This window comes from Cellulosimicrobium sp. RS, assembly GCF_046159675.1.
Lineage (GTDB): Bacteria > Actinomycetota > Actinomycetes > Actinomycetales > Cellulomonadaceae > Cellulosimicrobium > Cellulosimicrobium funkei.
In genome coordinates this window covers 161,575-175,054 of sequence record NZ_JBJXVU010000010.1, presented here as the reverse complement: position 1 = coordinate 175,054, position 13,480 = coordinate 161,575, and the positions used below count along the sequence as shown (strand labels likewise).

The following is a 13,480-nucleotide window of genomic DNA, read 5'->3' as shown; positions in this document are numbered from 1 at the left end:
GCGTCGCCCGGGCGTGCGGGAGCGTGCGGCCGGGCTACGGTCGGGGCATGTCGAGCGAACGGACACGCACCGAGGTGGACCTGCTGGGACCGAAGGAGGTCCCGGCGGACGCCTACTACGGCGTCCACACGGTCCGCGCCATGGAGAACTTCCGCATCTCGGGGACGACGGTGAGCGACGTCCCCGAGATGGTGCGCGGCATGGTGATGGTCAAGAAGGCCTCGGCGCTCGCGAACCGTGAGCTGCGCACCATCCAGCGCGACGTCGCCGACGCGATCGTCGCCGCGTGCGACGCGATCCTGCGCGACGGGCGGTGCCTCGACCAGTTCCCGGTCGACGTGTTCCAGGGCGGCGCCGGGACGAGCGTCAACATGAACACCAACGAGGTCGTCGCGAACCTCGCGCTCGAGCTCGCCGGGTTCGAGAAGGGCCGCTACGACGTCATCAACCCCAACGACCACGTCAACCGCTCGCAGTCCACGAACGACGCCTACCCCACGGGTTTCCGCCTCGCGGTCCACGAGCTCGTCGCGCGGCTCCAGGACGAGGTGCGGCGGCTTGAGCGCGCGTTCGACGAGAAGGCGTCCGAGTTCGCGGACGTCCTGAAGATGGGGCGCACGCAGCTCCAGGACGCGGTCCCCATGAGCCTCGGCCAGGAGTTCGCCGGGTTCGCCGTGAACGTCGGCGAGGAGATCCGCCGCCTCGAGGTCGCGGGCGAGCTGCTGCTCGAGGTCAACCTCGGCGCGACCGCGATCGGCACCGGGCTGAACACCCCGCCCGGTTACCCGAAGGTCGCGACGCGCCGGCTCGCCGAGGTGAGCGGTCTGCACACCGTCCCGGCCGAGAACCTCGTCGAGGCGACCTACGACAACGGCGCCTACCTCGCCGTCCACTCCGCGCTCAAGCGGCTCGCGGCCAAGCTGTCGAAGATCTGCAACGACCTGCGCCTGCTGTCGTCAGGGCCGCGCGCGGGCCTCGGCGAGATCAACCTGCCCGAGCTCCAGGCCGGGTCGTCGATCATGCCCGCCAAGGTGAACCCCGTCATCCCCGAGGTCGTCAACCAGGTCTGCTTCAAGGTCATGGGCAACGACGTGACGATCACGCACGCCGCCGAGGCCGGGCAGCTCCAGCTCAACGTCATGGAGCCCGGGCTCGCGCAGTCGATGTTCGAGTCGCTGCACCTGCTGACGAACGCGTGCGTCGCGCTGCGCACCAAGTGCGTCACGGGCATCACCGCGAACGTCGAGGTCTGCCGCCGCCACGTGCTCGACTCCATCGGCATCGTCACGTACCTCAACGAGATCATCGGCCACCGCAACGGCGACCTCGTGGGCGCGGAGGCCGCCCGGACCGGGGCCTCCGTGCGCGACGTCGTGGTCGCGCGCGGCCTGCTCACGGCCGAGGAGGTCGACGCCGTGCTCACGACCGAGAACTTCCTGCGCCCTCGCTACACCGGCCGCTACTACGAGGCCGACGAGCGCGGCCTGCCGCCCGCGGGCGAGGAGGGCGAGTCGTCACGCGTCGTCGAGTCCGACGACGCCACGGGCGCGCCCCCGGAGCCCGAGCCCGAGTCCTGAGGCCGAGGGCGACCTGCCCGCCGTCGGGTCGGCCCGAGGGCCGATCCCGCCGCTCGGGTCGATCGCGCGGCGGAGCGGCGTCATCCCCGGACGAGGCGAGCGATCTCCGTGCCGTCCGGGCCGACGAGCACCAGCCGACCGCCGTCCAGGCCGGCACGGGCTGCCGAGGCGACATAGCCGGGGACGCTCTCTCCCTCGCACCACATCAGGGTCTGGAGGCCCGTGGTCGCGAGCAGGCGACCGCCGTCGTCCAGTGCCCACGCGCCCCCGCCGCCGTTGCACCCGTCGGATCCGGACCACGTCCCGTCCTCGTGGAAGACGACGTGCGGGTCGGTGGAGGAGCGTGCGGCCGGCTCCCACCGCCCGACGAGGTCCCGCACCTCGGCGGGCGCGAGGCCGCCCGGCAGCGGCGCGGGCGGGTCGAACGCCGCCCGCACGTCGTCGGTCACCTCGGGGGCCCGCGCGAAGTGCTCCGCGGCGTCGGGGATCGGGGCCGGGGCGCCGTCGACCTGGAGCCCGGCGACGACCTCGCCCTCCGCGTCGAGCAGGCGCCAGCCCTCGCCGTCGGGCTCGTAGGCGACCACCGTGCGCAGCCACGGGACCTCGGGGATCCCCGCCGCGCCGCACGCCGCCGCGGCGGCGTACGGGTCCGAGGCGACGAAGGCTCGGCTCGCCGCCTCCCAGCCGCCCTCGACGTACGCGCCGCAGTCGCTCCACAGCATGTACTGCCCGGCGTCGAGCCGCAGCCACGTGTCGGGGCCCTCGCCGTCGGCCCCCGAGACCCGCCACATCCCGACCAGCCCGACGGGGTCCGACCCGGACGCGCCCGGCGCCCCGGGGGGCGTGCCGTCGGGCCTACCGCAGCCCGCGGCGAGACCGACCGCCAGGAGGGCGGCGATCGTCGTCGCGGACGTGCGCCCGGGCCGGTGTCCGCTCATACCTCGCTCGTGTCCCGGGGCCCGCGGGTCTTGCAGCCGGACGGTGAGCAGCGCGGAAGGCTACGACCGGACGCGCACGGCCCGGAGCACGACGCCGACCGCGAGCACGGCGACCCCCGCGACCACGCTCGGGACGGGCAGCGTGACGACCAGCGCGACGCACCCGAGCGCGCCGAGCACCGGGAGGACGCGCGGGTAGAGGCGGTGCGGCGCGGTCTGGCGCAGCGCCGAGAGGTTCGCGACGAGGTAGTAGACGAGCACCCCGAACGACGAGAAGCCGATCGCGCCGCGCAGGTCCGTCGTGAGCACGAGCAGCACGACCGCCGCCCCGACAGCGAGCTCCGCGCGGTGCGGCACCCGGTGCACGGGGTGCACCGCGGCGAACCAGCCCGGCAGGTCGCCGGTGCGGGCCATCGCGAGCCCCGTGCGGCTCACCCCGGCCAGGAGGGCGAGGAGCGCGCCGGCGCTCGCGGCGACCGCGCCGACGCTCACGACCGGTCCCGCCCACGACCACGACCCGGCGGCGACGGCGTCGGCGAGCGGCGCGGCGGACGTCGCGAGCCGGGCGGGCCCGAGCACGGCGAGGAGCGTGACCGCCACGACGGCGTAGAGCACGACGACGGTCCCGAGCGACACGAGGACGGCGCGCGGGATGGTGCGGCGCGGGTCGCGCACCTCCTCGCCGAGCGTCGCGACGCGCGCGTACCCGGCGAACGCGAAGAACAGCAGCCCCGCGGCCTGGAGGACGCCGTACCAGCCGCCGTGCGCGCCGTCGGCGTCGAGGACGGTGGACCATCGCGGCGTCGTCCCCGCGAGGCTCGCGACGACCGCCGTCGCGATCGCGAGCAGCGCGACCGCGACGATCCCGCGCGCGAGGCGGGCCGTGCGCGTCACGCCGCGGTAGCCGACCGCGGTGAGAAGGACGACCGCCGCGGCGGCGACGGGACGCTCCCACCCGGGCGGTGCGGCGTACGCGGCGAGGACGAGCGCCATGGCGGCGCAGCTCGCCGTCTTCCCGACGACGAAGCCCCACCCCGCGACGTAGCCCCACCAGGGGCCGAGGTGCTCGCGCCCGTACACGTACGTGCCGCCGGACGTCGGGTGCTGCGCGGCGAGCTGGGCCGACGACGTCGCGTTCGCGTACGCCACGACGGCGGCCAGCGCGAGGCCGACGAGCAGGCCCGTCCCCGCCGCGGCCGCCGCCGGGGCGAACGCCGAGAACACCCCCGCGCCGACCATGGACGCGAGCCCGACGACGACGGCGTCCGTCGTGCCGAGGCGGCGGGCGAGCGACGGCTGGCCGGGTGCGGTGGTCACCCGCACAGCGTGCCAGGACCAGGTGTCCACGAGGTGTCCGACGGCGGCCCCGGGGCGTGGTCCGGAGCGTCCCCGGGAGCCGGTACAGTTCCCGCCGGTGTCCCGTTCCGGTCGTCGTCGACCGGTCCCGACGAGCGGGGGCGACGGGCTGTGCGCTTCGGCGAGGACGGCGGTGCAGGGGTGGTCTCAGGAGGGTCCGGCGACGGGCGGCGCACGGGGCGGACGGCGTCGCGCGCGGTGCTCGCGGGGGTGCTGGCGGGCGCGGTCGTGGTGGGGGCGCCGGGCGTCGCGAGCGCGGACCCGGGCGACGGGCTGTCGGAGACGTCGCACGTCCGCTACGAGGTGGACGGCACCGGCCCGGTCCGGGTTCGCGTGACGACGACGCTGCGCAACGAGCAGCCCGACAGCGGCCAGTACTTCTACTACTGGGACGCCTACGGCATCCCCGTGCCGACGGGGGCGACGGACGTCACCGCGACGAGCGGCGGCGCCACCCTCCCCGTCACGCTGGAGCCGACGGAGGACCCGGCCACGAGCGCCGCACGGGTCTCGTTCTCGCCCCTCAACTACGGGCGCGAGCGGACCGTGGAGTGGGCCTACACGATCCCGGGCGAGCCGATCCGCTCGGAGGGGTACACGCGCGTCGGGCCCGGGTACGCGACGTTCGCCGTCAGCGCGGCCGGCGACCCGGGGCAGGTCACCGTCGAGATCGTCACCCCGACGTCGATGGACTTCGACAGCACGTGGGACGGGTTCACCCCGGTCCTCGAGGGCACGATCCGGACGCACCGCGCGACGGAGAGCACCGACGACCTCGGCACGTGGTCGTTCGTCTCGCTCCGGGACCCGGCGCAGGTCGACACGACGACGGTCGACGCGGTGGGGACGGAGCTCGTGCTCGAGAGCTTCCCGGGCGACGCCGAGTGGAGCGCCTTCGTCGCGGAGCAGGTCGCCGCCGGGCTGCCCACGCTCGAGCGCGTCGTCGGGATGCCGTGGCCGGGGAACCTCGAGCGCATCCGCGAGGACGTGTCGCCCGAGGTGCTGGGGTACGCGTGGTTCGACCGCGGCTCCGGCGAGATCGTCATCCCCGAGGACCTCGACGCCGGGCTGCTCTTCCACGAGCTCTCGCACGCGTGGCTCGCCGGGGACCGGTTCGCGGACCGGTGGGTGTCCGAGGGCCTGGCCGAGGTCGTGGGGGAGCGCGTCGCGGCGCAGACGGGCGGCCCGACCGAGACGTTCCCGGCCCCCGCGCGCGACGCGGCCGAGGCGCTCCCGCTCGTCGCCTGGGCGGACGTCGACGTGCAGGACGGCGCCGACGCCACCGAGGAGTACGCGTACGCCGCCGCGTGGACGGCCGTCTCCGCGCTCGTGGGCGGGCTCGACGACGAGACGCTCGGGACGCTCGTCGCCGCCGCGTACGCGGGGGAGAGCGCCTACGACGCCCCCGGCGAGCCGGGCCGTCCGGGCCTGACCGACGGGCGTCGCTTCCTCGACCTCGTCGAGGTGCGCGGCGAGGTCGCCGACGCCCAGGCGGCCTACCGCACGTGGGTCGCCGACGCCGACGAGACCGCCCTGCTCGACGCGCGGGGCCCGGCCCGCGAGGCCTACGTCGCCCTCGACGCGGCCGACGGCGCGTGGCTGCCGCCCGCGGGGCTGCGCACCGCGATGACGGACTGGGCGTTCGCGGACGCCGACGCGGCCCGGGAGGCGATCGGGCCCGACGCCGCCGCGGCCGCCGGCCAGGTCCAGCAGGCCGCCGAGGACGCGGGCCTGCCCGACCCGGCCGCCGTGCGCACGCAGTACGAGAGCGCCCGCACCGCCGAGGAGTACGCGGCGCTCGCGACCGTGCTGCCGCGCACGGTCGAGGTCGTCGGGACGGTCGGCGACGCCGTCGCCGCGAGCGCCGGCGGCGGGCCGTTCGCCGACCTCGGCCGCCTCCTGCTGGACGTCGGCGGCTCGACCGCCGACGCCCGCGCCGCGCTCGACGCCGGGCGCCTCGACGAGGCCGCCGCCGCGGCCGACGACGCGTCGTCGCGCGCCGCCGTCGCGCCGTGGGTCGGGATCGGCGCGGTGCTGCTCGTCGTGGCGGCGCTCGCCGGTGCGGTCGTGCTCGTGGTGCGCCGCCGTCGTGCGGCGGCCTCCGCCGCACCTGCCGCCGCCGCGCCCGTCGCGCCGGACGCGGACCCGGCGGTCGAGCGGGACTCGGCGGTCGACGAGACGGACGACCCCGCGGACGAGGGGAAGCCCGCCGTCCCCGCCGCGGCGCCGTAGCCCGCGGCCCGGGTGGTGAGCCCGGCGGGGCGACGTACGGTCGAGGGAGTGCGCCCGGTCGACCAGGCGGCCGGGCCGGAGACCAGGAGGGCCCGCTCATGACCGCGTCGCAGCCGCAGGACCGCCGGGGCACCGGCGACGAGCAGGACTGGCGGGACGAGCAGGAACCGGCCCGCGGCGAGCCGGACATCGGCACCGCGGGCGCGTTCCCCGCGCTCGCCAACGACTCGCTGCCGAAGGACCCCGAGGTCCCCACCGACGTCGACCCGGGCGACGAGCGGAGCTGGAGCGGCGACGACGTCGACGACCCGGGCGCGGAGCCGGGCGCCGGCGCGTCGGGCACCGGCCGCTGAGGCCAGCCGAGCGGTCCCGCGGCGCCGGGGCGCGGCGGCGTCGGGGACACTAGGAGCAGCACTGTCTGTCGATGCAAGGAGTCCTAGGTGCCCCAGGGAACAGTCCGATGGTTCGACGCCGACCGAGGGTTCGGCTTCATCGACCTCGGGAACGAGGCCGAGGACCTGTTCGTGCACGCGTCCGAGATCGTCGGTGACGACGGCCCGAAGCAGCTCCGCGAGGGGCAGGTCGTCGAGTTCGAGATGGGCACCGGCGACCGGGGCCCGCAGGCACGGCGCGTCCGCGTGACGGGCGACCGCGCCGCCGACGCGCCCCTGGGCGTGCTCGGCACCGTCGTCTGGTACGAGCCGGCCAAGGGCTACGGCTTCGTCACGCCCGACGGGCGCAGCGACGAGATCTTCCTGCACAGCTCGGCCATCGTCGGGGGCGGCGTCGTCACGGAGGGGCAGCGCGTGGCGTTCCTCGTCGTCGAGGGCGAGAAGGGCCCGCAGGCGGACCACCTGCTGCCGCTCGGCGCGCAGGCCGCGCAGCCCGCGGCGGACGGCGCCGACGGCACCGTGTCCTGGTACGACGACGTCAAGGGCTTCGGCTTCGTCGCTCCCGACGGCGGCGGCGACGACGTGTTCGTGCACGTCAGCGCCCTGGGCCGCGGGCTCACCGAGCTCGCCGAGGGTGCGCGCGTGACCTACGACGTCGTCGAGGGCGACAAGGGGCCGAACGCCCGGAACGTGCAGCTCGTGGGCGGCTCCGGGCGCCCGGGTCCGGACCGCGGCCGTCCGGGCTCGGACCGTGGTCGTCCGGCGCCCGGCGGGCGCGTGCGCGGCGGCGAGGGCACGGTCGCGCGGTACGACGCGGACCGCGGCTTCGGCTTCATCACGCCCGACGCCGGGGGCGAGGACCTGTTCGTCCACGTGTCCGTCGTGCGCGGCGGGGAGGAGCTCGAGGAGGGCGACCGGGTCCGGTTCAAGATCCGGCAGAGCGACCGCGGGCCGCAGGCCGACGGCGTCGAGCTCATCTGAGCGAGGGGCGGCGCGGCTCCCGTCGAGCCGCCCTGCCCCGCACCTGCCCCGCACCCGCCCCGCTGCGTCTCACCGCGGCGGGGCGCGGTCGTCCTCGCCGGGGGCCGTGGGGATTGCCCTGGAAGTCGGTGGTGCCGGTCCCTAGGGTCGTCGGATGGACGCCCAGGAGATCCGCTCGGCCTACCTCGACTTCTTCGCCGCCCGGGGGCACGCCGTGATCGAGCGAGCGCCCCTGGTCCTGCGCGAGGACCCGACGACCCTGTTCACGGGCGCGGGCATGCAGCCGCTGATGCCCTACCTGCTGGGCGTGCGCCCGCACGCCGCCGGGCGGCTCCTGGTCGACTCGCAGCCGTGCCTGCGGTCGCAGGACATCGACGAGGTCGGCGACCCACGGCACACGACCTTCTTCGAGATGCTGGGCAACTGGAGCCTGGGGTCGGGCGACGTCGAGCGGCAGGTCCGGTGGTTCGCCGACTTCCTCGCGCTCGTCGGCGTCGACCTCTCGCGCCTCTACGTCACGTGCTTCCGCGGGTCGGTCGAGCACGGGATCCCCCGGGACGAGGTGGCGGCCCAGGCCTGGGTCACGGTGTTCGCCGAGCACGGCATCGAGGCGTCGGTCGTGGACGTCGGGTCGTGTGCGGACGGGGACCGCGACGGCATGCGCGGCGGCCGGGTCTTCCTCTACGACGCCGAGGAGAACTGGTGGAGCCGGGGAGGTGGTCTGGAGGGCACGCCCGTCGGCGACCCCTGCGGACCGGACTCGGAGGTCTTCTACGACCTCGGACCGGAGCTCCACGACCCGTCGACCGGCGAGCCGCACCCGGCGAGCGAGGGAGGACGGTTCGTCGAGATCGGCAACCAGGTGTTCATGCGCTACCGCCGCACGAGCGAGGGCTTCGTCCTCCTCGACGAGCCGAGCATCGACTTCGGGGGCGGGCTGGAGCGCATCGCCGCCGCCGCGACGGCGACGCCCGACGTGTTCGACGTGAGCCTGCTGCGGCCCCTGGTCGACCGGCTCGAGGACCTGAGCGGTCGCACGTACGAGGACGACCCGCGCCCGTTCCGCGTGATCGCGGACCACGTGCGCGCCGCGACGTTCCTCGCCGCCGACGGCGTGCGGCCGAGCAACAAGGCGCACGGGTACGTGCTGCGGCGGCTCGTGCGCCGGGCCGTGGTGCACGCGCTCCGGCTCGGGCTGGAGGACCGGTTCGTCGACGACCTCGTCGCCGTCGTGGCCGAGTCGTACCGCGACGCCTACCCGAACCTGGCCGAGCAGCGCGAGGACCTGAGTGCCGTGCTCCGGGACGAGGAGTCGCGCTTCCGGCGCACGGTGCACCGGGGCCTCCGAGAGCTCGAGAGGCTCCATGGCACGACCGTCACGGGCGACCACCTGTTCGTGCTCGCCGACACCTGGGGCTTCCCCGTCGAGCTGGCGGTCGACGAGGTCCGCCGCCGCGACATGCCTCTCGCCGCGGACTGGCAGGAGGGCTACGCGGAGCAGCGTGCACGCCAGCAGGCGCGGTCCCGGGTGGCCGCGAGCGGGGAATAGTGCGGGTCGCGTGAAGGTTGAGCCTGATGGACTCAAGTTGAGCCGGGTGAGGTTGCGCGAGCACCGACCACGGATCTACCTTGAGTGAAGCAGACTCAACCCGGTGTGCCGAGGCGCAGCAGCGCCGTCGGGCACCCAGAACGACGGAGGCACACACATGGCACGAGCAGTCGGGATCGACCTCGGCACCACCAACTCGGTGGTCGCCGTCCTCGAGGGCGGAGAGCCCACGGTCATCGCGAACGCCGAGGGGTCGCGCACGACGCCGTCGGTGGTCGCCTTCTCCAAGACCGGCGAGGTCCTCGTCGGCGAGGTCGCCAAGCGCCAGGCGGTCACGAACGTCGACCGCACCATCAGCTCGGTGAAGCGCCACATGGGCACCGACTGGTCGGTGGAGATCGACGACAAGAAGTACACCGCGCAGGAGATCTCCGCGCGCATCCTGGGCAAGCTCAAGCGCGACGCCGAGGAGTACCTGGGCGAGCCCGTCACGGACGCGGTCGTCACCGTCCCGGCGTACTTCAACGACGCCGAGCGCCAGGCGACCAAGGACGCCGGGCAGATCGCGGGCCTCAACGTGACCCGCATCGTCAACGAGCCCACCGCGGCCGCGCTCGCCTACGGCCTGGAGAAGGGCAAGGAGGACGAGCTCATCCTCGTCTTCGACCTGGGCGGCGGCACGTTCGACGTCTCGCTCCTCGAGGTCGGCAAGGACGAGGACGACTTCTCCACGATCCAGGTCCGCGCGACCTCGGGCGACAACCGCCTCGGTGGCGACGACTGGGACAACCGCATCGTCGAGCACCTCATCAAGCAGGTGAAGAACAGCTCGGGCGTCGACCTGTCGAAGGACAAGATCGCGCTCCAGCGTCTGCGCGAGGCCGCCGAGCAGGCGAAGAAGGAGCTCTCGTCCGCGACGAGCACCACCATCTCGATGCAGTACCTCTCGATGAGCGAGAACGGCCCCATCCACCTGGACGAGAAGCTCACGCGCGCCCAGTTCCAGCAGATGACGCAGGACCTCCTCGACCGGACGAAGGCCCCGTTCCACAAGGTCATCTCCGACGCGGGCGTCTCCGTCTCGGACATCGACCACGTCGTGCTCGTGGGTGGCTCCACCCGCATGCCGGCCGTGACCGACGTCGTCAAGGAGCTCACGGGCGGCAAGGAGCCGAACAAGGGCGTCAACCCGGACGAGGTCGTCGCCGTCGGCGCGGCCCTGCAGGCCGGCGTCATCTCCGGTGACCGCAAGGACGTCCTGCTCATCGACGTGACCCCGCTGTCCCTCGGCATCGAGACCAAGGGCGGCGTGATGACCAAGCTCATCGAGCGCAACACGGCCATCCCGACCAAGCGCAGCGAGATCTTCTCGACGGCCGAGGACAACCAGCCGTCGGTGCTCATCCAGGTGTTCCAGGGCGAGCGCGAGTTCGCGCGCGACAACAAGCCGCTCGGCACGTTCGAGCTGACCGGCATCGCGCCGGCCCCGCGCGGCGTGCCGCAGATCGAGGTCACCTTCGACATCGACGCGAACGGCATCGTCCACGTCGGCGCGAAGGACCGCGGCACCGGCAAGGAGCAGAAGATGACCATCACGGGCGGCTCGGCGCTGCCCAAGGAGGACATCGACCGCATGGTCAAGGAGGCCGAGGAGCACGCGGCCGAGGACAAGAAGCGTCGCGAGGACGCGGAGACCCGCAACCAGGCCGAGGCGTTCGTCTACTCGACCGAGAAGCTCGTCTCCGAGAACAAGGAGAAGCTCCCCGCCGACGTCGTCACCGAGGTCGAGGCCGACATCGCGTCGGTCAAGTCCGCGCTCGAGGGCGAGGACGCCGACGCCGTGAAGACCGCGCACGAGAAGCTCGTCGCGTCCTCGCAGAAGATCGGCCAGGCGCTCTACGCCTCGGCCGAGCAGGAGCAGGCCGCCGGCAACCCCGGCGCCGCGCAGGACGACGCCACCGCCGCGGCGGGCGCGACGTCCGCCCCGGACGAGGACGTCGTCGACGCCGAGATCGTGGACGAGGAGGACGAGCGCAAGTGACGGCCGACGGACCGACCGACCCGCAGGGCCCCGAGGAGCAGGCCGGGCGCGAGCCCGGGCAGGGCTCCGACGACAAGCCCTTCCAGTTCACGGACAAGCGTAAGGTCGACCCGGAGAGCGGTCGGCCCCGCCCCGAGGGCGAGGCCGGCGGCTCCGCGGGCGACGACGCGGAGACGGACCCGCTCGCGGGCCTCGACTTCGAGCCGTCCGACGAGGCCGGGGTCGACGCCGCGGTCCTCGCGGCGAAGGCCGAGGCCGCGGAGCACCTCGACGCGCTCCAGCGCGAGCGGGCCAGCTTCACGAACTACCGCAACCGGTCGCTGCGCGACCAGGAGGCCGCGCGCACGAAGGGGATCGAGGACGTGCTCACCGCGCTCCTGCCGGTCCTCGACGACATCGACCGCGCGCGGCAGCACGGCGAGCTGACGGGGCCGTTCGCGGCCATCGCCGACAAGCTCGACGCGTCGCTCGAGAAGTTCGGGATCGAGCGCTACGGCGCGGTCGGGGACGAGTTCGACCCCACCGTCCACGAGGCGCTCATGCACCAGCCCGACCCCGAGGCCACCGCCACCACGGTGAACCTCGTCATCGAGCCGGGCTACCGGATCGGGGAGCGGGTCGTGCGCGCCGCGCGCGTCTCGGTCGTCGGCCCGCAGTAGCCACCCCTTCCTCGTGCCCGACGGCGCGGGCGCACCTCCCGCGCGGAGGTGCGCTCCGCCGTCGGGCACGCGAGGATCACCAGCAGCAGACCCACCGGCAGCAGCCACGGAACGAAGGACCAGGACCACGACCACCGACAGGAGGGAGGCGCCGTGACCGGACAGGACTGGATGGAGAAGGACTTCTACGCCGCGCTCGGCGTCCCCAAGGACGCCGACGACGCCGCGATCAAGAAGGCCTACCGCAAGCTCGCCCGCAAGTACCACCCTGACCAGAACCAGGGTGACGCGAGCGCCGAGGCCAAGTTCAAGGAGATCGGCGAGGCGTACGCGGTGCTGTCGGACCCCAAGGAGCGCGAGCAGTACGACGCGATCCGGGCGATGGCGGGCGGCGGCGCGCGCTTCTCCGCGGGCCCCGGCGGTGCCGGGGGAGCGGGCTTCGAGGACGTCTTCGGCGGCATGTTCGGCGGCGGCGGGGGCCCGGGCGGCACCCGGGTGCGCTACTCGACCGGCGGCCAGGGCGCGGGCGGGTTCGAGGACATCCTCGGCTCGATGTTCGGCGGCGGCGCGGCGGGCCAGCAGTTCGGCGGCCCCCGCCCCCGTGCGGGCGCCGACCTCGCGGCCGCCACGACCCTGCCGTTCCGGCAGGCGGTCGAGGGGTCGACCGTGACGTTCACCGTCGACGGCCGCACGGTCACCACGCGCATCCCGCCGGGCGTCCGCGACGGCCAGAAGATCCGGCTGCGCGGCAAGGGCCGCCCCGGCACGGCGGGCGGGCCCGACGGCGACCTCGTCGTCACCGTGCACGTCACCCCGCACCCGGTGTTCTCGCTCGACGGCGACAACCTGCGGATCACGGTCCCGGTGACGTTCCCCGAGGCCGCGCTCGGCGCCACCATCGCCGTCCCGACGCTCGACGGCTCGACCGTCAAGGTCAAGGTGCCGGCCGGCACGCCCTCCGGGCGCACGCTGCGCGTCCGCGGCCGCGGCGTGAAGACCGCCAAGTCGACCGGCGACCTGCTCGTCACGGTCCAGGTCGCCGTGCCGCAGAAGCTCTCGAAGGCCGCGCGCGAGGCCGTCGAGACGTTCGCCGCCGAGACCGCCGGCCAGGACGTGCGCGCCGACCTGGTCCGCCAGGCCGCGGAGTGAGGGGGGCGACCATGATGCCCCAGCAGGAAACTCATCATCTCTCGATCGGTGGGGACTCGAGCGGCGTCGGACGCGCTCCCGCGAGCGACGTCGACCAGGACGCGCCCGTCCTCGTCATCTCGCAGGCCGCCGCGCTCGCGGGCATGCACCCGCAGACCCTGCGCCAGTACGACCGCCTCGGCCTCGTGGTGCCGCGCCGCACCGCGGGCCGGGGGCGGCGGTACTCGCTGCGCGACGTCGCGAAGCTGCTCGAGGTGCAGCGCCTCAGCCACGACGAGGGCATCAACCTCGCGGGCATCCAGCGGATCCTCGCCCTCGAGTCCCAGGTCGAGCGGCTCGAGCGGCGCATCGAGGCGCTCTCGGCGCGCGTCGAGCCGGGCGGCCGCGTGTTCGCCGCCGCGGCGAGCGGCGACGTCGTCGTCGTGCCGCGCGGGCGCAGCGTGCGGCGCGGGGTCGAGGAGGCCCTGCGCGAGACGCTCGTCGAGCACGGCGAGGCGCGCGCGCTCGTCATCTGGCGGCCCCGGGCCGACGGCACCGACAACTGACCTGCGACGAGGCATTTCCGCAAGAATGCCGTGCGCTAATTGCAGCGCATTCCTGCATTTC

The 13,480-nt window shown here is 74.4% G+C and carries 11 protein-coding genes; 9 read left to right on the top strand and 2 right to left on the bottom strand.

Features of this window, described 5'->3' with window-relative positions:
• Nucleotides 1-47: 47 nt before the first annotated feature.
• Nucleotides 48-1,577: an aspartate ammonia-lyase gene (gene aspA / locus ACI769_RS15990; protein WP_409141948.1), complete on the top strand. Its 1,530-nt coding sequence runs from the start codon at nt 48-50 to the stop codon at nt 1,575-1,577.
• Between the two features lie 80 nt (nt 1,578-1,657).
• Here aspA and ACI769_RS15985 read toward each other — a convergent pair whose 3' ends face one another.
• Nucleotides 1,658-2,515, bottom strand: a complete 858-nt coding sequence (locus tag ACI769_RS15985) for an META domain-containing protein (protein ID WP_409141947.1) — start codon at nt 2,513-2,515, stop codon at nt 1,658-1,660.
• 60 nt (nt 2,516-2,575) lie between these two features.
• Entirely contained in the window at nt 2,576-3,754 is a 1,179-nt protein-coding gene (locus ACI769_RS15980) for an APC family permease (RefSeq protein ID WP_409141958.1), read from the bottom strand.
• A gap of 258 nt (nt 3,755-4,012) precedes the next feature.
• Here ACI769_RS15980 and ACI769_RS15975 point away from each other — a divergent pair, with 258 nt between their 5' ends.
• The 8 genes from ACI769_RS15975 to ACI769_RS15940 all read left to right on the top strand — a co-directional run bounded on the left by ACI769_RS15975 (nt 4,013) and on the right by ACI769_RS15940 (nt 13,419).
• A complete protein-coding gene (locus ACI769_RS15975; protein WP_409141946.1) occupies nt 4,013-6,103 on the top strand; it encodes a hypothetical protein in 2,091 nt (696 codons plus the stop codon).
• 98 nt (nt 6,104-6,201) lie between these two features.
• The gene (locus ACI769_RS15970) at nt 6,202-6,456 is read left to right on the top strand and encodes a hypothetical protein (RefSeq protein WP_043657787.1); all 255 of its coding nucleotides are present in this window, start codon (nt 6,202-6,204) and stop codon (nt 6,454-6,456) included.
• 87 nt (nt 6,457-6,543) lie between these two features.
• Nucleotides 6,544-7,476 carry a cold-shock protein gene (locus ACI769_RS15965; protein ID WP_409141945.1) on the top strand — a complete coding sequence of 311 codons (933 nt, stop codon included), beginning with the start codon at nt 6,544-6,546 and terminating at the stop codon, nt 7,474-7,476.
• 154 nt (nt 7,477-7,630) lie between these two features.
• Nucleotides 7,631-9,025 carry an alanine--tRNA ligase-related protein gene (locus ACI769_RS15960; RefSeq protein WP_409141944.1) on the top strand — a complete coding sequence of 465 codons (1,395 nt, stop codon included), beginning with the start codon at nt 7,631-7,633 and terminating at the stop codon, nt 9,023-9,025.
• A 157-nt stretch (nt 9,026-9,182) separates the two neighbouring features.
• Nucleotides 9,183-11,066: a molecular chaperone DnaK gene (gene dnaK / locus ACI769_RS15955; RefSeq protein ID WP_021479837.1), complete on the top strand. Its 1,884-nt coding sequence runs from the start codon at nt 9,183-9,185 to the stop codon at nt 11,064-11,066.
• A complete protein-coding gene (gene grpE, locus ACI769_RS15950) occupies nt 11,063-11,725 on the top strand; it encodes a nucleotide exchange factor GrpE (RefSeq protein WP_051028412.1) in 663 nt (220 codons plus the stop codon). Before dnaK ends, grpE begins: the two co-directional genes overlap by 4 nt.
• Before the next feature lie 153 nt (nt 11,726-11,878).
• A complete protein-coding gene (locus ACI769_RS15945) occupies nt 11,879-12,874 on the top strand; it encodes a DnaJ C-terminal domain-containing protein (protein WP_114552964.1) in 996 nt (331 codons plus the stop codon).
• A gap of 143 nt (nt 12,875-13,017) precedes the next feature.
• Nucleotides 13,018-13,419: a heat shock protein transcriptional repressor HspR gene (locus tag ACI769_RS15940; protein ID WP_051028413.1), complete on the top strand. Its 402-nt coding sequence runs from the start codon at nt 13,018-13,020 to the stop codon at nt 13,417-13,419.
• Nucleotides 13,420-13,480: the final 61 nt, after the last annotated feature.

Excerpts from the sequence above, each read along its gene's own strand:
- aspA (WP_409141948.1), top strand. The coding sequence starts at position 48 with ATGTCGAGCGAACGGACACGCACCGAGGTGGACCTGCTGGGACCGAAG.
- ACI769_RS15985 (WP_409141947.1), bottom strand. The coding sequence starts at position 2,515 with ATGAGCGGACACCGGCCCGGGCGCACGTCCGCGACGACGATCGCCGCC.
- ACI769_RS15980 (WP_409141958.1), bottom strand. The coding sequence starts at position 3,754 with ATGGTCGGCGCGGGGGTGTTCTCGGCGTTCGCCCCGGCGGCGGCCGCG.
- ACI769_RS15970 (WP_043657787.1), top strand. The coding sequence starts at position 6,202 with ATGACCGCGTCGCAGCCGCAGGACCGCCGGGGCACCGGCGACGAGCAG.
- ACI769_RS15960 (WP_409141944.1), top strand. The coding sequence starts at position 7,631 with ATGGACGCCCAGGAGATCCGCTCGGCCTACCTCGACTTCTTCGCCGCC.
- dnaK (WP_021479837.1), top strand. The coding sequence starts at position 9,183 with ATGGCACGAGCAGTCGGGATCGACCTCGGCACCACCAACTCGGTGGTC.
- ACI769_RS15940 (WP_051028413.1), top strand. The coding sequence starts at position 13,018 with ATGCACCCGCAGACCCTGCGCCAGTACGACCGCCTCGGCCTCGTGGTG.